This window comes from Cryobacterium sp. PH31-AA6 (assembly GCF_030063195.1).
GTDB lineage: Bacteria > Actinomycetota > Actinomycetes > Actinomycetales > Microbacteriaceae > Cryobacterium.
In genome coordinates, this window is sequence record NZ_JASISS010000027.1 from 1 (window position 1) to 17559 (window position 17559).

General features: G+C 67.5%; 13 protein-coding genes. 6 read left to right on the forward strand and 7 right to left on the reverse strand.

Annotation, left to right across the window (positions count from 1 at the left end; genetic code table 11):
• Nucleotides 1–64: 64 nt before the first annotated feature.
• From QMG61_RS14680 to QMG61_RS14690, 3 genes are all read right to left on the reverse strand, one after another.
• Nucleotides 65–1615 (reverse strand): DEAD/DEAH box helicase, encoded by a 1551-nt coding sequence (locus tag QMG61_RS14680; protein WP_283495077.1) that lies wholly within the window; start codon nt 1613–1615, stop codon nt 65–67.
• Nucleotides 1616–1883: 268 nt separating this feature from the next.
• On the reverse strand, nt 1884–2525 hold the full coding sequence (locus QMG61_RS14685) for a DUF1684 domain-containing protein (protein ID WP_283495078.1): 642 nt from the start codon (nt 2523–2525) through the stop codon (nt 1884–1886).
• Nucleotides 2522–3100, reverse strand: coding sequence for a hypothetical protein (locus QMG61_RS14690; RefSeq protein WP_283495079.1), 579 nt, complete (start codon nt 3098–3100; stop codon nt 2522–2524). The genes QMG61_RS14685 and QMG61_RS14690 overlap by 4 nt, the downstream gene beginning before the upstream one ends.
• 35 nt (nt 3101–3135) lie before the next feature.
• On the opposite strand from QMG61_RS14690, the gene QMG61_RS14695 reads away from it, so the two are divergent.
• From QMG61_RS14695 to QMG61_RS14710, 4 genes are all read left to right on the forward strand, one after another.
• The gene (locus QMG61_RS14695; protein ID WP_283495080.1) at nt 3136–3564 is read left to right on the forward strand and encodes an EVE domain-containing protein; all 429 of its coding nucleotides are present in this window, start codon (nt 3136–3138) and stop codon (nt 3562–3564) included.
• A gap of 106 nt (nt 3565–3670) precedes the next feature.
• A complete protein-coding gene (locus QMG61_RS14700) occupies nt 3671–4936 on the forward strand; it encodes a hypothetical protein (protein WP_283495081.1) in 1266 nt (421 codons plus the stop codon).
• A gap of 41 nt (nt 4937–4977) precedes the next feature.
• Nucleotides 4978–5568 (forward strand): hypothetical protein, encoded by a 591-nt coding sequence (locus tag QMG61_RS14705; RefSeq protein ID WP_283495082.1) that lies wholly within the window; start codon nt 4978–4980, stop codon nt 5566–5568.
• Nucleotides 5569–5648: 80 nt separating this feature from the next.
• Nucleotides 5649–5948 (forward strand): DUF427 domain-containing protein, encoded by a 300-nt coding sequence (locus tag QMG61_RS14710; protein WP_283495083.1) that lies wholly within the window; start codon nt 5649–5651, stop codon nt 5946–5948.
• Here the strand turns inward: QMG61_RS14710 and QMG61_RS14715 are convergent.
• The 4 genes from QMG61_RS14715 to QMG61_RS14730 form a co-directional block, all read right to left on the reverse strand.
• Nucleotides 5945–6490, reverse strand: coding sequence for a SprT-like domain-containing protein (locus QMG61_RS14715; protein WP_283495084.1), 546 nt, complete (start codon nt 6488–6490; stop codon nt 5945–5947). The genes QMG61_RS14710 and QMG61_RS14715 overlap by 4 nt on opposite strands.
• The gene (locus QMG61_RS14720) at nt 6490–7719 is read right to left on the reverse strand and encodes a PQQ-dependent sugar dehydrogenase (protein ID WP_283495085.1); all 1230 of its coding nucleotides are present in this window, start codon (nt 7717–7719) and stop codon (nt 6490–6492) included. Before QMG61_RS14720 ends, QMG61_RS14715 begins: the two co-directional genes overlap by 1 nt.
• 216 nt (nt 7720–7935) lie before the next feature.
• Complete coding sequence (locus QMG61_RS14725; RefSeq protein WP_283495086.1) at nt 7936–8556, reverse strand: YfgM family protein; 621 nt, start codon at nt 8554–8556, stop codon at nt 7936–7938.
• 273 nt (nt 8557–8829) lie between these two features.
• Nucleotides 8830–9699, reverse strand: coding sequence for a spermidine synthase (locus QMG61_RS14730; protein WP_283495087.1), 870 nt, complete (start codon nt 9697–9699; stop codon nt 8830–8832).
• A gap of 370 nt (nt 9700–10069) precedes the next feature.
• On the opposite strand from QMG61_RS14730, the gene rpoB reads away from it, so the two are divergent.
• On the forward strand, nt 10070–13564 hold the full coding sequence (gene rpoB / locus QMG61_RS14735) for a DNA-directed RNA polymerase subunit beta (RefSeq protein WP_283495088.1): 3495 nt from the start codon (nt 10070–10072) through the stop codon (nt 13562–13564).
• 45 nt (nt 13565–13609) lie between these two features.
• On the forward strand, nt 13610–17506 hold the full coding sequence (locus QMG61_RS14740) for a DNA-directed RNA polymerase subunit beta' (RefSeq protein ID WP_283495089.1): 3897 nt from the start codon (nt 13610–13612) through the stop codon (nt 17504–17506).
• Nucleotides 17507–17559 lie beyond the last annotated feature (53 nt).

Here is a 17559-nt window from a genome sequence, read left to right on the forward strand (position 1 = left end):
GCCGGCCTCGGGGGAGGCCGGCCCGTTTCAGTGAGCTGGAGCGGGTGGACCGTGCGCGGGGTGGTTAGCCCTGGGCGCGGCGGGGAGCCGAGCGGCGTGCGCCGCCGGTGGAGCCGCCGCCACGGACGAGCCCGCCGACCTGCAGGCCGCCGGAGCGCCCTGAACCCTGGCCCGAACGAGCCGCTCCGCCGTTCCCCTGCGGGGAGTGGCTGCGACCGGATGCCGCGGGGCGGCCGGCGCGGTCCTGGCGGGCACCGCTGCCTGCGGCAACGGAGTCGCCACTGCGGCCTCCGCGGCCACCGTCACGGCCACCACGGCCGCCGCTGTCGCGTTCCTCGCGCTTGCGCTGGGCGTTGGCGCCCTGCGAGCGACCCCCCTGCGAGCGGCCGCCCTGCGACTGGCGCTGCGGCTGCTCGGTGCGCGGAAGCGGCTTGACGTACTCGGCGACGTCACCGACGAGCGCGATGACGGCGGGGGATTCGGCGTTCACACGCTGCGGGGTCACCTTGATGGCGGCCTTGCGCAGCAGCGCGTCGGTGTCGCGGCGCTGCTCCGGGAGAACGAGCGTGACGACGTCACCGGCGCTGCCGGCGCGGGCGGTACGGCCCGAGCGGTGCAGGTATGCCTTGTGCTCGGCCGGCGGGTCAACGTGGATGACGAGTTCGATGTCGTCGACGTGCACGCCGCGGGCGGCGACATCCGTGGCGACCAGCACGCTCACGTCGCCGGCGCTGAACGCGGCGAGGTTGCGGTCACGGGCCACCTGGGAGAGGTTGCCGTGCAGGTCGACGGCGGGGATGCCTGCCTCGGTCAGCGCCTTGGCCAGCTTCTTGGCGTGGTGCTTGGTGCGCATGAAGAGGATGCGGCGGCCGGTGCCCGAGGCGAGCTTCTCGATCAGGGCCTTCTTGGATTCGACGCCGTCGACCTCGAAAACGTGGTGGGTCATCGCGGAGACGTGGCTGGTGGCCTCGTCGACGGAGTGCAGGACCTCGTTGTGCAGGAAGCGGCGCACGATCTTGTCCACGCCGTTGTCGAGCGTGGCGGAGAACAGCAGACGCTGGCCGCTGTTGGGCGTCTTGTCGAGGATGCGGGTGACGACGGGCAGGAAGCCCAGGTCGGCCATGTGGTCGGCTTCGTCGAGCACGGTGATCTCGACGGCGTCGAGGCTCACGAAGCCCTGCTTCATCAGGTCCTCGAGGCGGCCGGGGCAGGCCACAACGATGTCGACGCCCGCCTTGAGGGCGGAAACCTGACGGCCCTGCGACACGCCACCGAAGATGGTCGTCGTGTTGAGGCCGTAGGCCTCGGCCAGCGGGGTGAGCGCGTTGGTGATCTGGGTGGCGAGCTCGCGGGTCGGCGCGAGGATCAGGCCGAGCGGGCGGCCCGGGCGGCGCTTGCCGCCGGACAGCTTGCCGCCGAGGCGGGCAACCATCGGCAGGGCGAAGGCGAGGGTCTTGCCCGAGCCGGTCTTGCCGCGGCCGAGCACGTCGCGGCCGTTCAGGGTGTCGGGCAGGGTGTCAACCTGGATGGGGAAGGGGCTGTCGATTCCCTGCGCCGTGAGAACGGCGACGAGGGGAGCCGGCACGCCGAGCGTGCCAAAGGAAGATTCAGACAAAGTGGTGCCTTTCGGGCATCAGATTCCACACATGGACCGACTTTCCGCATTGGCGGTGGCCGGAACCAGGAGGATTCACATGGCGAAGGTGCCGATGGGCACATCCGTTCGCCGTAAGAAAGTTTCATTTGCAAAATCCGGCCGGCCCAGTAAGAGGGCTGCCGGAGAAAGAAAGAAGAGGGCGTTCTACGACGCAGCAAACGCAACTACGCGTTCGCAAGGTCCTACTCTAGCGGATGCTGTCAAGCTGCAGCCTGAATGCGACCGCTCAGCCGGCGTTGACGGCCGGGTACAGCTCCCCGACGGGCACCTCGGCGGCGACGATGTTGCCGGCCTGGGGCAGCGGGCAGGCCCACATCGGGTCGTAGGCGCAGGAGGGGTTGTAGGCGAAGTTGAAGTCGAGCACGAGGGTGTCGTCGTCGGCTCCGGGCCCGAGGTCGGCGCCCTTGATGGTGTCGAGCAGGTAGCGCCCGCCACCGTAGGTTCCGCCCGGTCGCCCGGCGAGGCCGTCCTTCACGGGGAGGAAGAGCCCGCCGCCGTAGCTGGCGAGACGCCACAGGTCGATCGAGCCGAGGTAGGGCAGGCGCACCGTGCCGACGAGGTCGAACGGCACCGTGCCATCCGTGCCCGTGTCCACCCGGATGCGATGGGGCTGCTCGGCCCGGTGCACCTCCGCCTCGAACCGCCAGTCTGGGTCGTAGGCGGCGATGGGAAGCCCGGTGAATGCGGCCCGATCGTCGGGCATCAGCGGCGAGGCCGGATGCCCCGCGAACAGGTCGTCGCGGCCACTGCGCCACAGTTCGTGGCCGGCCGCGGGGTCCTGCGCGCTGAGCTGGCGCACGCCGCCATACAGGCCGAACACGCGGCGGCGCCAGTCGGCCACCTGCAGGGCGCCGAGGGAGCTGCTCATTCGGTGGCCTCGGCGGGGTCGGCCGAAGCGTCGGCGGGGTCGGCGGCGGCCTCCGCGGGGTCGGCGGCGGCATCCGCGGGCAGGTCGACCCCGAGGTCGAGTCGCCAGCCGGGCGCCAGCTGCTTGAGCCGGCGCATCCGCCACTGCCAGAGCGCCCAGAAGACGGGCCAGCTGGCCAGGGTCAGCGCGCCGGTGCGGAAGATGAGCTGGTCGCGGTAGAGGGTCTTTCCCGTTCCGGCCGGATCGGGGGAGACCGCCATCCGGTGGTCCCAGAGGGTGAGCGAGGCCAGCGCGCCGGAGACCCCACGGCCGGTGTCGCGGAGAATGCGCACCCCGTCCGTGCGCTTTGTCGCCATGGTGAGCCGGATCACCTGTTCGCCCATCGGCACCAGGCCGAGCGCGGTCAGGCTGACCGGATGATCGCCGGGCTCCCAGACGGTGGGGAACCCGCCGGCCTCGAGCGACGCCGCGTTCACCACGGGGGAGCTCACCTCGCGGAAGACGGCCGGGCTGCGCAGGGCGCGCCAGGCGGCATCCGGTGAACAGTCAAGGATCTCTTTCAGCAGAACACGCATCCCCCTAGTCTGTGGCATGCGGTACAACTGTGAGGGTGGCAATTCGATACTGGCTGGGCGTGGCGCCGCGTGAGCAGGTGCTCCGCGGGGTCTCGATGGGGCTCGCGCAGGCGAACCACGGGTCGCGCGGCGCGCTCGAAGACATGCGGGAATCCGATGGCGTGGTCTATTACTCGCCGAAGACCGACACCGAGGGGGAGACCCTGCGCGAATTCACCGCGATCGGTTGGATCGCCGAGGGCGCGCCAGGGCAGGCCGACCAGCCCCGGTCCGGTGGCTACCGGCCGTGGCGGCACCCGGTCGACTACGACACGGATGCCGTTGCCGCGTCGATCCGCCCGCTGTTGACCGTGCTCGAATTCACCCGCGACGATCCCAACTGGGGCTACCAGCTCCGCCGAGGGCTGATCGAGATCTCCCGGCACGATTACGACCTGATCCGACGCCAGATGCGGCGTATCTAGTCGGTCGTGTCCGGTCGCCCCGATCCGATCCTCGCGTGACGAATAGGCGCAGGATCGGCTGTTTCGCTACGGTAGCCTCGGCGCGACGTTGGCTAGACTCGCCCATATGACAGGCGAACTCTGGTGGGTGCCCTCGGCCATAGTTCTCGGGGTGGTCTGCGTCGTCGTGGCGTTGCTGGTCGGACTGTCCCGGCGCCGGGCGAGGGCCCACGACCTCACAGTGGCGGCGGCCGCCGCCGAGCGATCCCGCGCCGCCGCGATCGCCCTGGTCCGCGCCGACGACCTGATCGAGGCCAACACCGACGAGCTCGCCTTCGCGCTCGCCCAATTCGGCGAAGCCGCCACCCGCGACTTCGCCGCCGCGCTCGCCCTGTCCACCCGGCAGCTGAGGGAAGCGTTCGCACTGCAGCAGAAGCTGGACGACGGCATCCCCGACAGCGAGACGGAACGCCGCCGCTGGACCGAGCAGATCGCCCAGCTCGCCGACGAAGCCACCACCCGGCTCCAGGCGCAGAACCGCGATTTTTCGTCGCGCCGGAGCCTCGAGCGGGATGCGCCCCTGGTGCTCGAGAAGCTCCAGCGCCGCGTCGACCGGGTCGGCGACCGGGTGGCTGCGGGAGCCGCCAGCCTCGCCAGGCTTTCGCGCACCTACTCGGCGTCCGCGCTCGCCGTGATCGCCGAGAATGCGGGTCGGGCCCAGGCCGCGCTGAACGAGGCCCGCGCCGCCACGGCTGCCGCAGCGGCCCAGCTCGCGCTCGACGCGGCGCTGCCGGTGGGCGACCAGCTTCAGGCGGCCGAGCACGGACTCTTCCGGGCCGGCCAGTTGCTCGACGCGATCGAGACCGGGGAAGACCGGCTGCACCTCGGTTTCGCTGGCCTGGCCCGCGCGTTCGACGCCGCCGACGCCGAACTGGCGGAGGCGCGCGCGTTGCGCGACGCCCACGAGGAGCCCGACGCGCGCGGCGAGCTCAACCGGGTCATCGCCGAGGCCGATTCGGCGCTGGGCGAGCTGCGCAGTTCGGCGCGGCTCAGCGACCCGGCCGCCGACCTCGCCCGGCTCCGGGAGGTCATGGACGGCCTGGACGTGATCCGCTCAGAGGCCCGGAACCGCCAGCTCCGCCTCGACAACGCCCGCGGAGCCCTCTCCGGTGCACTCCTGGCCGTGCGGAGTCAGCTCACCGTCACCCGTGACTTCATCACCGCGCACCGCGGACGCGTCGGCGCGGACGCGCGCACCCGTCTGGCCGAATCCGAGCGCCGGCTCACCCTCGCCCTGGCCGAGGCAGACCCGGTCGCGGCGCTGGACGGCGCACGCCGCGCCATGACGCTGGCGACGGATGCCGACGCGCTGGCCCGGTTCGACGCGCGCTGAATTTTCCCCGGCATCCGTGCTCGGACCGATATTCTGGTCGGGTGAATGCCGCCGAGCCCCAGCAGAAGTACCAGGTCCGCTTCGACGTCGGCCTCGTCGGATTCCAGGCCCTCGCCGGGCAGGCCGACGTGGTCATCCTCGCCGACGCGCTTCCGCCAACGGGCTACGCGCAGGGCATCTCCACGCCGCTGGCGGCGCATCGGGTGATCGCGGTCGATCTCGGCACGGTGGCGCGCGTGGCCGATTGGGTGCTCGCCCGGCAGACCGAGAAGGGCGACCGGTTCGCCGTCGCCGTCATCGCGGTGGGGGAGCGACGCAACGACGGCACCGCCCGGTTCGCGGTCGAGGACTTCCTCGTGGCGGGAGCGGTCATCGACGCTCTGGCGAGTCTGGGGATCGACCATGTTTCGCCGGAAGCGGCCTCGGCGGCGGCGAGTTTCACCGGTCTGCGGCAGGCGACCCGGCATCTGGTCACTGCCTCCGAGACGGCCCTGGCCCTCGTCGCCGACGGGCGCCAGGCGGAGGTGACGGCCGCCGTGGCGGCGCAGGGTGTGCACGGTGCCGGCCCCACGGCCGCCGACCGTGAACCGGCTGGGATTGTGCTGCTGCGGGAATTCACCTTTCCGGCCTGACGTTGGGCGGAGTACGGCCGTTCCCCGGCCGTAAACCGGTCGCCGCGTGGCACCGGCATCCGACTCAAGGAGAAGCTCCCATGAAGGCAGTACTCAATGGCACCGTCATCGCCGAAGCGCCGCAGGAGGACCTCGTCAAGATCGAGGGCAACTGGTATTTCCCGCCGGCGGCGGTCAACTCCGACCTGTTGGTGAAGAGCCCCACCCAGTACACCTGCTCCTGGAAGGGCGAGTGCCAGTATTTCAGCGTGACGGACGGCGACTCCCTGATCGAGGACCGCGCGTTCAGCTACCCCGCCCCGCCCCGGGCATCCTTCGACCGGGTGGGACAGGACTACAGCAACTACGTGGCCTTCGCCCGAGACGTCACCGTCACCTAGCGTCCAGCCGGGGCCGGGGCCGGGGCCGGGGCCGGGGCCGGTGCCGGTGCCGGTGCCGCAGCCGCGGCCGCGCGGCGGCGTGCGGCCGCGGTGATCTCCCGGCGCGTCCATTCGATCAGGTGCGCCCGGTTGAAGCCGCGGCCGCACAACCCGCACGCGAACGCGCGGGTCGGCTTCCGGTAACGGAAGTGGGTGTGGCCGGCCGGGCAGACGCCCACCCACGGTGCCAACTCGTCCGCGATCTCACCGTCGTGGGTGCGTTTGCCGTCGTAGCCGAGACTGTCGGCGATCGCCTTCCACTTCGGCCCGTGCCCGGCGCGCGGACCGGCGAGCGCGTGCGCGACCTCGTGCAGCAGGATCTGGTGCACCTCGTCGTCCTCGTAGCGCGCGGCCAGGTACCGCGACACCGTGATCCGGCGCACCGTGTAGTTGCACAGGCCGGCGCGCTTCTTGGCGTTGTCGAACGCGAAGGTCCAGCTCGGGTCGAGGTGCAGCACGATCAGGGCGTCGGCCCAGCGCCGCACCCGGTCGAGGTCCGCCATCAGGGGGCCACCCGCACCTGGTACAGCTTGTCGTCGCCCGGAGCGGGGTCTCCGCGGCCATCCGTGTTGTTGCTCACAAACCACAGTGTGCCATCCGGGCCCGACACCACGTCGCGGAGACGGCCGAAGCTGTTGACAAACCAGTCGCTCGTCTCCCCGGTGGAGGGGTCGATGCGCCAGAGGCGTGCGCCGCGCAGCGAGGCCATGAACAGGGTGTCGTTGACAATCGCCAGGCCGCTCGGACTCGCCTCGCTCGTGCGCCACTGCTGCTCCGGGTCGCGGAAGGCGGGGTTTCCCGCCGTGCCCTCCACGATCGGCCAGCCGTAGTTTCCGCCCGGCACGATCAGATTGAGCTCGTCCCAGGTGTTCTGGCCGAACTCGCTCGCCCAGAGTCGGCCACGCGAATCCCAGGCGATGCCCTGGGGGTTGCGGTGACCGAAGGAGTACACCAGAGTGCCGAACGGGTTGCCGGCCGGCACCGTGCCCGTCGGCGTCATCCTCAGGATCTTGCCGCCGAGCGAGCCGAGGTCCTGCGCATTGCCCGGGAGCCCCGCGTCGCCGGCCGTGGCATAGAGCATCCCGTCCGGGCCGAAGCCGAGTCGGCCGCCGTCGTGGTTGCCGGCCTTGGGGATGCCGGAGAGCACCGGCTCCGGTGCGCCCAGGCCGTAGTTGCCCGGGGTGCCGGTGAGGGGCATCCGCACGATCTGGTTGTCCTCGGCGGCCGTGAAGTAGGCGTAGACCCAGCCCGTTCCGCCGGCGGCGGCGGCGTCGGCGCTGGCCAGGAATGCCAGGCCGAGCAGGCCGCCCTCGCCTCCCGGCCGCACGCCGGCGATCGCGGCGGCGTCGCGCAGGCTGCCGTCGGGCAGCAACTCGCGCACCAGCGCGGTATCGCGTTCGCTGATCAATGTGCCGCCGGGCAGGCGCAGGATCGACCACGGCACGTCGAGGCCCGTGGCGATCACCACGGGGTCACCCACCGGATGCACGGGCAGCAGCACGCTCGGCGGCAGGCTCGCGGAGGGTGTCGGCCGGGGTAGGGCCGGGGTCTCCGTCGCGAGGGACGCACGCGGCGCGCTCGCCGAGCATCCCGCCAGCACCGCGGCCAGCAGCAGCACCGCCACCCGCCTCCCGACCCGGCTGACGGCCGTCTGGCCGTCCCGCCTTCCGCCCCGGCCGATAGCCGTCTCGCCGACCCGTCTTCCGCCCCGGTTGCCCCGCGTGCCGTTCATCCGTTCTCTCACCTCGTGGTCTCCCTCGCGGGGGCGGTCGCTCACCCGCGGTGGATCCAGCATGCCCCGGATGCCCTACGGGCGTAACTCCTGCAGATTCTGCGCCGGTCACCGCGGTTCCGCGTGATTCCGCGGCTGCGGTTTCGGCAGCGGACGAAATTGCAGGAGTTACGCACGGGGAGGCCGGGAGCCGGGAGGCCGGGTGGCGGGCCGAGGCTAGGGGGTTTGGCGCTGCTCGGCGATGAACGACTCGACCACGGCAACGGCGATCAGCGCGCTCTCCAGGTGCTCCGAGGATGCTCCCGCCTTCTCGCGCAGGAACACGGCGGCCGTGAAATCGGCCAGCGCGGCCTCGAGATCGCCCTGCTCGAAGTAGACCTTGCCCCGGTTCTCTCTGGCGAACGCGGCGACGCCCGCCCACTCGTGGGTTTCCGACTCCAGCACGCAGTGGGTGAGTTCCGCGGCAGCCTCGTCGAGCTTGCCCTGGAACTGCTGCACCTGGGCGCGACGGATGCGACTGGCCGCGAGTTCTTCCCGCGACCCCGTGAACCGCGCCTGGCGCAACGCGGTGTTGGCGGTGTCCCAGGCCTCGTCGAGGCGGCCGGTCAGTCGGAGCAGGGCGATCTTCTCGTTGAGGGCGGAGAGACTGCGAAGCTCGCCGAGTTCGTCGAGGCGGAGTCCGGCGGCACGGAGATCGACTTTTTCACGCAGGGTGACGGCGTCGTAGCCAATGATGATGGGCAGGGTGTAGTCCTGAAACGAGGGCGGCCGGGGCGTGCCGCGGGTGAAAACGGGTCTGGTCCAGAATAGCCCGGCAACGATGCCCGCCGCCCCCATGTCGGGGTGTTTTGCCCGCCGCCCCGGCCCGCACCGCCCGGGGTTCGAGCCCGGCCCCACCGGCGTTCCCAGTGGCAAACTCAGGAGATCCCGGATGTCGCCGCGCGGCGCCCGCGTCGTTCCGGCGCTCCGGAGAGGACTCGGTCCCGGATTTCCTGAGTGGGCCACGCAGGCCGCGCGCGTCACCTGGGCGGGCCCGCAGGGAGGCCCGGTGATCGGGTTATCAACAGGAAAGCTGAGCTATCCACAAGGATTGTGGAATCTCGGTCCGGCTCAGTTGCCGATCTGGAAGACCGTGCGGCCCGGCAGCGGCGACGGGGTGGCCGTCGCATCCGTGGTCACGACGGCGCTGGCCATGAATTGCTGCAGGTCTGCGCCGTCGACCACCTTGGACGGATGCGGCCCACCGGCGAGCAGGCGCGAGACCCAGCTCAGATCGATCGGGGTGTGCGCGGCGACGAAGACGATGTTGCCGAACCTGCGCCCCTTGAGCACCTGCGTCTCCGCCAGCCCGAGCACGTGGTCGAAGACCGCGGAGAGCGTCGCGGCCTGGTTGCGGGCAAAGGCGAGGCCGGGCCCGTCGGCGACGTTGACCACCACGACGCCGCGGGGGCTGAGCAGCGGCGCAACGAGCTCATAGAATTCGCGGCTGGTCACGTGCGCCGGGGTGCGCGCCCCGGAGAAGATGTCCACCACCACCAGATCGACGGATCCCTGCAGGCCGGCGGGCAGTTTGCCGAGCACCTCCCGGGCGTCGCCGTGACGCACGCGCAGCTGGGCGCGCTTGTCCCACGGCAGCTCGGCGCGCACGAAGTCGATCAGATCGCTCTCCAACTCGACGACCTGCTGGCGGGAACCGGGGCGGGTCGCCTCGACGTAGCGGGGGAGCGTCAGGGCGCCGGCGCCGAGATGGACCGCAGTGATCGGCTCGCCGACCTCGCCGATCAGATCGATCACGTGGCCGATCCGCTGCACGTACTCGAAGAACAGCTCGTCGGGGTGGTCGACGTTGACGTGCGACTGGGGTGTGCCGTCCACGATCAGGTTGAAACTGCCGGGGGTGAACCGGTCGGGCTCGATCACGGCCAGGTGCCCGCTGAGTTTCAACGTGACCGACGGATGCTGCGCTTCAACCCTGCTCATCCCCCCAGTCTGCGCCCAACCCCAGCCCCATCCCGACCGCGAAAGTGCAGTTTTGGCCCCTTCGCGGAGTCCATGGGGGCGAAAAGTGCACTCTCGCGGTGACGGCGAAAATGGGTTATACCTGAGAATTCCGGGAAGGTCAAGATTGAGCTAGACACGGCGTGGGAAAGCGCCTATGCTTGATCTTTGCGCTCCCAGACAAATCTCTGCCTTCATATTGCGGTCGGCTTTGCGTGCTCAAGCCACCTTGAGGCATACCTCGGTTCAGTTATATCAGCGGGTTCAGATATACAGAGGGTCTGTGGAGTTCGTACTCGGTATTCATTACTAACAGTGACTAGACCTGACGGGGTCCACGGAGGTTATTTCCTTGGCTGCTGCGCGCAACGCAACCACCAACTCACCCAAGAACGGACGTGCCGCTGGCCGTCTTTCGTTCGCAAAGATCAGCGACAATCTGACTGTTCCGGATCTGCTTGCCTTGCAGACCGAGAGCTTCGATTGGCTCGTAGGCAACGACAAATGGAAAGCGCGTGTGGCCGAAGGCCAGGCGGCCGGTCGTGAAGACCTGGCGACTCGCACCGGCCTCGACGAGATCTTCGAGGAGATCTCCCCGATCGAGGACCTTGGCGAAACGATGCAACTGTCGTTCACCAACCCGGAGCTCGAGCCCGAGAAGTACACGATCGACGAGTGCAAGGAAAAGGGCAAGACCTACTCCGCACCGCTGTACGTGAACGCTGAGTTCATGAACCACCTCACCGGTGAGATCAAGACCCAGACCGTATTCATGGGCGACTTCCCGCTGATGACCCCCAAGGGCACCTTCGTGATCAACGGCACCGAGCGTGTCGTCGTCTCGCAGCTCGTGCGCTCCCCGGGTGTCTACTTCGACCGCCAGCAGGAGAAGACCTCCGACAAGGACATCTACTCCGCTCGCGTCATCCCGAGCCGTGGGGCCTGGCTCGAATTCGAGATCGACAAGCGCGACCAGGTCGGCGTTCGCATCGACCGCAAGCGCAAGCAGTCCGTGACCGTCTTCCTCAAGGCGCTCGGACTGACCAGCGAAGAGATCCTTGAAGAATTCAAGGGCTTCGCGTCGATCGAGCTCACCCTTGAGAAGGACAACATCCTCACCAAGGAAGAAGCCCTCAAGGACATCTACCGCAAGCTCCGTCCCGGCGAGCAGGTTGCCGCCGAGGCCGCGCGTGCGCTCCTGGACAACTTCTTCTTCAACTCCAAGCGCTACGACCTGGCCAAGGTTGGTCGTTACAAGATCAACCGCAAGCTCGGCCTCGAAGCCCCGCTCAGCGATTCCGTGCTCACCCTGCAGGACATCCTGGCCACGATCAAGTACCTGGTTGCGCTCCACGACAACCAGACCACGATCGCCGGCGTCCGCGACGGCAAGCCCACCGACATCCGCATCGACATCGACGACATCGACCACTTCGGTAACCGTCGTATCCGCGCCGTCGGCGAGCTCATCCAGAACCAGGTGCGCACCGGCCTGTCCCGCATGGAACGCGTCGTTCGCGAGCGCATGACCACGCAGGACATCGAAGCGATCACCCCGCAGACCCTGATCAACGTGCGCCCCGTCGTCGCCGCGATCAAGGAGTTCTTCGGTACCTCGCAGCTCTCGCAGTTCATGGACCAGAACAACCCGCTCGCAGGCCTCACGCACAAGCGTCGCCTGTCCGCGCTGGGCCCGGGTGGTCTCTCCCGTGACCGCGCCGGCGTCGAGGTGCGAGACGTTCACCCCTCGCACTACGGCCGCATGTGCCCGATTGAAACCCCGGAAGGCCCGAACATCGGCCTGATCGGTTCGCTCGCCTCGTTCGCGCGGATCAACGCCTTCGGTTTCATCGAGACCCCGTACCGTCGCGTTGTCAACGGCAAGGTCATGAACGACCAGATCGACTACCTCACCGCAAGTGAGGAAGACGAGTTCATCGTCGCCCAGGCCAACGCGCCGCTCACCAAGGACTGGCACTTCGCCGAGGCCCGCGTGCTCGCCCGCAAGAAGGGTGGAGAGGTTGACCTCTTCCCCGCAGAAGACATCGGCTACATGGATGTCTCGCCGCGCCAGATGGTGTCCGTCGCCACCTCGCTCATCCCGTTCCTCGAGCACGACGATGCGAACCGCGCCCTGATGGGTGCCAACATGCAGCGTCAGGCCGTCCCGCTCCTGATGAGCGAGAGCCCGCTCGTCGGAACCGGCATGGAGGTCTTCGCGGCCATTGACGCCGGTGACGTGCTCACCGCGGACAAGGCCGGCGTCGTGATGGAGGTTTCGGCTGACGTCGTCACCATCCAGCTCGACGAGGGTGGAACGCAGGACTACTACCTGCGCAAGTTCGCGCGCTCCAACCAGGGCACGAGCTACAACCACCGCGTCATCGTTCAGGCCGGCGAGCGGATCGAAGTTGGCGAAGTCATCGCCGACGGCCCCGCCACCGAAAACGGAGAGCTCGCTCTCGGCAAGAACCTGCTCGTCGCGTTCATGCCGTGGGAGGGCTACAACTTCGAGGACGCGATCATCCTCAGCCAGAACCTGGTCAAGGACGACACCCTCTCCTCGATTCACATCGAGGAATACGAGGTCGACGCCCGCGACACCAAGCTCGGCAAGGAAGAGATCACCCGCGACCTGCCCAACGTCTCCCCGGATCTGCTCGCAGACCTGGACGAGCGCGGCATCATCCGGATCGGTGCCGAGGTTCGCCCCGGCGACATCCTCGTCGGCAAGGTCACGCCCAAGGGCGAGACCGAGCTGTCCGCCGAAGAGCGTCTGCTCCGCGCGATCTTCAACGAGAAGAGCCGCGAAGTTCGCGACACGAGCCTCAAGGTTCCCCACGGTGAGCGCGGCACGATCATCGGCGTCAAGGTCTTCGACTCGCAGGATGGCGACGACGAGCTCGGCTCGGGCGTCAACCAGCGCGTTGCCGTCTTCATCGCCCAGAAGCGCAAGATCACCGAGGGTGACAAGCTCGCCGGCCGTCACGGCAACAAGGGTGTCATCTCCCGGATCCTCCCGATCGAGGACATGCCGTTCCTCGCCGACGGAACCCCGGTCGACATCATCCTCAACCCGCTCGGCATCCCCGGTCGAATGAACTTCGGCCAGGTGCTCGAGACCCACCTGGGTTGGATCGCCAAACAGGGCTGGGACGTGGAAGGCAAGCCCAAGTGGGCGGCCAACCTGCCCGAGCAGGCGCACCACGCCGCCCCGAACACCAAGGTCGCGACCCCGGTGTTCGACGGCGCGTTCGAGGTCGAGATCGAGGGCCTTCTGGACTCGACGACCCCGACCCGCGATGGCGACCGCCTGATCGGCCGCTCCGGCAAGACCCAGCTGTTCGACGGCCGCTCCGGTGAGCCGTTCCCGAACCCGGTCTCCGTGGGCTACATGTACATCCTGAAGCTCCACCACCTTGTCGATGACAAGATCCACGCCCGTTCCACCGGCCCCTACTCCATGATCACCCAGCAGCCGCTGGGTGGTAAGGCGCAGTTCGGTGGACAGCGTTTCGGTGAGATGGAGGTGTGGGCGCTCGAAGCATACGGAGCCGCTTACGCCCTGCAGGAACTCCTCACCATCAAGTCGGACGACATCCTCGGCCGCGTGAAGGTGTACGAGGCCATTGTCAAGGGCGAGAACATCCAGGAGCCCGGCATCCCTGAGAGCTTCAAGGTTCTGATCAAGGAAATGCAGTCGCTGTGCCTGAACGTCGAGGTGCTGTCGTCCGACGGAACCGCCGTCAGCCTGCGCGACACGGATGACGAGGTGTTCCGTGCTGCGGAGGAACTCGGCATCAACATTTCGACTCGGTTTGAGTCGTCCTCGATCGACGACATCTAGGGCCGGACGATGACGAATACTTCGAATACTGTCCAAGGAGAGAAATTGCTCGACGTAACCACGTTTGACGAGCTTCGCATTGGCCTTGCGACCGCCGACGACATCCGTCGCTGGTCTCACGGTGAGGTCAAGAAGCCCGAGACCATCAACTACCGCACGCTCAAGCCCGAAAAGGACGGCCTGTTCGGCGAGCAGATCTTCGGCCCGTCCAGGGACTGGGAATGCTCCTGTGGCAAGTACAAGCGAGTGCGCTTCAAAGGCATCGTCTGTGAGCGTTGTGGCGTAGAGGTCACGAAGTCGTCGGTGCGCCGTGAGCGCATGGGCCACATCGAACTCGCCGCCCCGGTCACCCACATCTGGTACTTCAAGGGTGTCCCGTCCCGTCTCGGCTACCTGCTGGACATGGCCCCGAAGGACCTCGAAAAGGTCATCTACTTCGCGGCATACATGGTCATCACGGTCGACGAAGACGGCCGTCACCAGGACATGCCCGGCCTTGAGAACGAGCTTCGCCTCGAAATCAAGACCATCGAAGGCCAGCGCGATTCCCGGATCGCGGACCGTCTGCAGCGCCTCGAAACCGACCTCGCAGCACTTGAGGCCGAGGGCGCCAAGAGCGACCAGAAGAAGCGCACCAAGGACGCCGCCGAAAAGGAGATGAGCCAGGTCCGCAAGTCTCTCGACGAGCAGATCGCTCACCTCGAGCGCGTGTGGGAAGACTTCCGCACCCTCAAGGTCGGCGACCTCAAGCCTGAGGACTCGGTCTTCCACGAGCTGCAGGACCGCTTCGGCATGTACTTCGAGGCCTACATGGGCGCCGAAGCCATCAAGAAGCGCCTGCTGGCCTTCGACCTGGTCACCGAGAGCGAAAATCTGCACCTGCAGATCGCCGAGGGCAAGGGCCAGAAGAAGATCCGCGCCATCAAGCGTCTCCGCGTGGTCAACGCGTTCATCATGACCGGCAACTCGCCGGCCGCGATGGTGCTCGACGTCGTCCCGGTGATCCCGCCCGAACTGCGCCCGATGGTGCAGCTCGACGGTGGCCGCTTCGCGACCTCCGACCTCAACGACCTCTACCGTCGTGTGATCAACCGCAACAACCGCCTGCGTCGTCTGCTTGACCTCGGTGCCCCCGAGATCATCGTGAACAACGAGAAGCGGATGCTGCAGGAAGCCGTTGACGCGCTCTTCGACAACGGTCGTCGTGGCCGCCCCGTCACGGGTACCGGCAACCGCGCCCTCAAGTCCCTGAGCGACATGCTCAAGGGCAAGCAGGGTCGTTTCCGTCAGAACCTGCTCGGCAAGCGCGTCGACTACTCCGGCCGTTCGGTCATCGTCGTCGGCCCGCAGCTCAAGCTGCACCAGTGTGGTCTGCCCAAGCAGATGGCACTCGAGCTGTTCAAGCCGTTCGTGATCAAGCGCCTGATCGACCTGAGCCACGCTCAGAACATCAAGGCCGCCAAGCGCATGGTCGAACGCAGCCGTCCGCAGGTTTGGGACGTGCTCGAGGAGATCATCCGCGAGCGCCCCGTGCTGCTCAACCGTGCGCCGACGCTTCACCGTCTCGGCATCCAGGCGTTCGAACCTCAGCTCGTCGAGGGTAAGGCCATCCAGCTTCACCCCCTCGTCTGCGCCGCGTTCAACGCCGACTTCGACGGTGACCAGATGGCTGTGCACCTGCCGCTGTCGATGGAGGCCCAGGCCGAAGCGCGCATCCTGATGCTCGCCTCGAACAACATCCTGAAGCCGTCCGACGGTCGCCCGGTGACCCTGCCCACACAGGACATGATCATCGGTCTGCACCACCTGACCACGCTCAAGGAAGGCGTCATCGGCGAGGGCCGCGCGTTCTCCTCTGTTGCGGAAGCGATCCTTGCTTTCGACCAGAAGTCGCTCGACCTGAACGCCAAGGTGCGCATCCGCCTGACCGACAAGTACTTCGAAGAGGGCACGCAGCCTGAAGGCGTCGAACTCGTCAACGGCCAGGCCGTCGGAACCGTTCTGGTGACCACGTCACTCGGCCGGGCCATCTTCAACGAGGCCATGCCGGTCGACTACGCGTACTTCGAGAAGGTCGCCGACAAGGGCACCCTCTCGGCGATCGTCAACGACCTCGCCGAGCGGTACCCCAAGGTGGAAGTGGCCGCAACGCTCGACCGCGTGAAGGATGCCGGTTTCTACTGGGCAACCCGCTCCGGTGTGACCGTGGCTCTCAGCGACATCCTGACCCCGCCGAACAAGCCGCAGATCGTTGCCGGCTACGAGAAGCAGGCCGCAAAGGTTCAGTCGCAGTTCGAGAAGGGTCTCACCACCGACCTCGAGCGTCGCCAGGAGCTCATCCAGATCTGGACCAAGGCAACCGAAGACGTTGCCAAGGCAATGCAGGAGAACTTCCCGACCGACAACACCATCAACCGGATGGTCACATCCGGTGCTCGTGGTAACTGGCTGCAGGTGCGAAACATCGCCGGCATGCGAGGCCTGGTGAACAACCCGAAGGGTGAGATCATCCCTCGCCCGATCATCTCGAGCTACCGCGAAGGCCTGTCCGTCGCCGAGTACTTCATTGCTACTCACGGTGCTCGTAAGGGTCTCGCCGACACCGCGCTCCGTACCGCCGACTCGGGTTACCTCACCCGTCGTCTCGTGGACGTCTCACAGGATGTCATCATCCGTGAAGACGACTGTGGAACGACCAAGGGACTCGAGCTGCCGATCGCTGAGATCAACCCGCTCGGAGAGCTCGTTCGCCACCCCAACGTGGAGAACGCGGTCTACGCCCGCAGCCTGGCCGCACCCGCGGTCAACGCCAAGGGCGAGGTCGTCGCCGATGCCGGTGACGACGTGGGCGACGTGCTGATCGAGAAGCTGGTCGAGGCCGGCGTCGAGACCATCAAGGTTCGCTCGGTCCTCACCTGTGAGTCCGCCGTCGGTGTGTGTGCGGTCTGCTACGGCCGTTCGCTCGCGACCGGCCTGCTCGTGGACATCGGAGAGGCCGTCGGCATCATCGCCGCGCAGTCGATCGGTGAGCCCGGCACGCAGCTGACCATGCGTACCTTCCACACCGGTGGTTCGGCATCCGCCGACGACATCACCCAGGGTCTGCCGCGCGTCCAGGAGCTCTTCGAAGCGCGTACCCCCAAGGGTGCGTCGCCCATCGTCGACACCGCGGGCCGCATCACGATCGAGGACACCGACCGCAGCCGGAAGGTCATCCTGACCCCCGACAACGGCGATGAGCCGATTGCCTACCCGGTTCTCAAGCGCTCCACCCTCCTGGTGGAGGATGGCCAGCACGTCGAGCTCGGCACGCAGATCATCATCGGCGCCGTCGACCCGAAGGAAGTTCTTCGCGTCAAGGGTGTTCGCGCCGTGCAGAAGCACATCGTCGGTGGAGTGCAGGATGTCTACCGTTCTCAGGGTGTGCCGATTCACGACAAGCACATCGAGGTCATCGTTCGCCAGATGCTTCGCAAGGTCACCGTCGTCGAGCACGGCGACACCGGCCTGCTCCCCGGCGAGCTGGTCGACCGGCTCAAGTACAACGAGCTGAACCGCACCGCGCTCACCGAGGGCAAGAAGACGGCTTCGGCTCGTCAGGAAGTCATGGGTATCACCAAGGCTTCGCTGGCTACCGAGTCGTGGCTGTCGGCCGCTTCCTTCCAGGAGACCACCCGGGTTCTGACCCAGGCGGCCATGGAAGGCAAGAGCGACCCGCTGATGGGCCTCAAGGAGAACGTGATCATCGGTAAGTTGATCCCGGCCGGCACCGGCCTTCCCCGCTACCGCGACGTCACCGTCGAGGCAACGGATGAAGCCAAGGCCGAGCGTTACCCGAACCGCATCTTCACCGATGATGCCGCGTTCACCGAGGGTGACCTGAGCTTCGTCGACTTCGACAGCTTCTCGTCGGATGACTTCACGCCCGGTACCTACAACTAGCGTTCGCTAGCAACCACGGATGGCCCCCTGCTTCGGCAGGGGGCCATTCGTCA

Coding starts and splice junctions, on each gene's coding strand:
- QMG61_RS14685 (WP_283495078.1), bottom strand. CDS start 2,525: ATGAGCAGCTCCCTCGGCGCCCTGCAGGTGGCCGACTGGCGCCGCCGC.
- QMG61_RS14690 (WP_283495079.1), bottom strand. CDS start 3,100: ATGCGTGTTCTGCTGAAAGAGATCCTTGACTGTTCACCGGATGCCGCC.
- QMG61_RS14700 (WP_283495081.1), top strand. CDS start 3,671: ATGACAGGCGAACTCTGGTGGGTGCCCTCGGCCATAGTTCTCGGGGTG.
- QMG61_RS14710 (WP_283495083.1), top strand. CDS start 5,649: ATGAAGGCAGTACTCAATGGCACCGTCATCGCCGAAGCGCCGCAGGAG.
- QMG61_RS14715 (WP_283495084.1), bottom strand. CDS start 6,490: ATGGCGGACCTCGACCGGGTGCGGCGCTGGGCCGACGCCCTGATCGTG.
- QMG61_RS14720 (WP_283495085.1), bottom strand. CDS start 7,719: ATGAACGGCACGCGGGGCAACCGGGGCGGAAGACGGGTCGGCGAGACG.
- QMG61_RS14725 (WP_283495086.1), bottom strand. CDS start 8,556: ATGGGGGCGGCGGGCATCGTTGCCGGGCTATTCTGGACCAGACCCGTT.
- QMG61_RS14730 (WP_283495087.1), bottom strand. CDS start 9,699: ATGAGCAGGGTTGAAGCGCAGCATCCGTCGGTCACGTTGAAACTCAGC.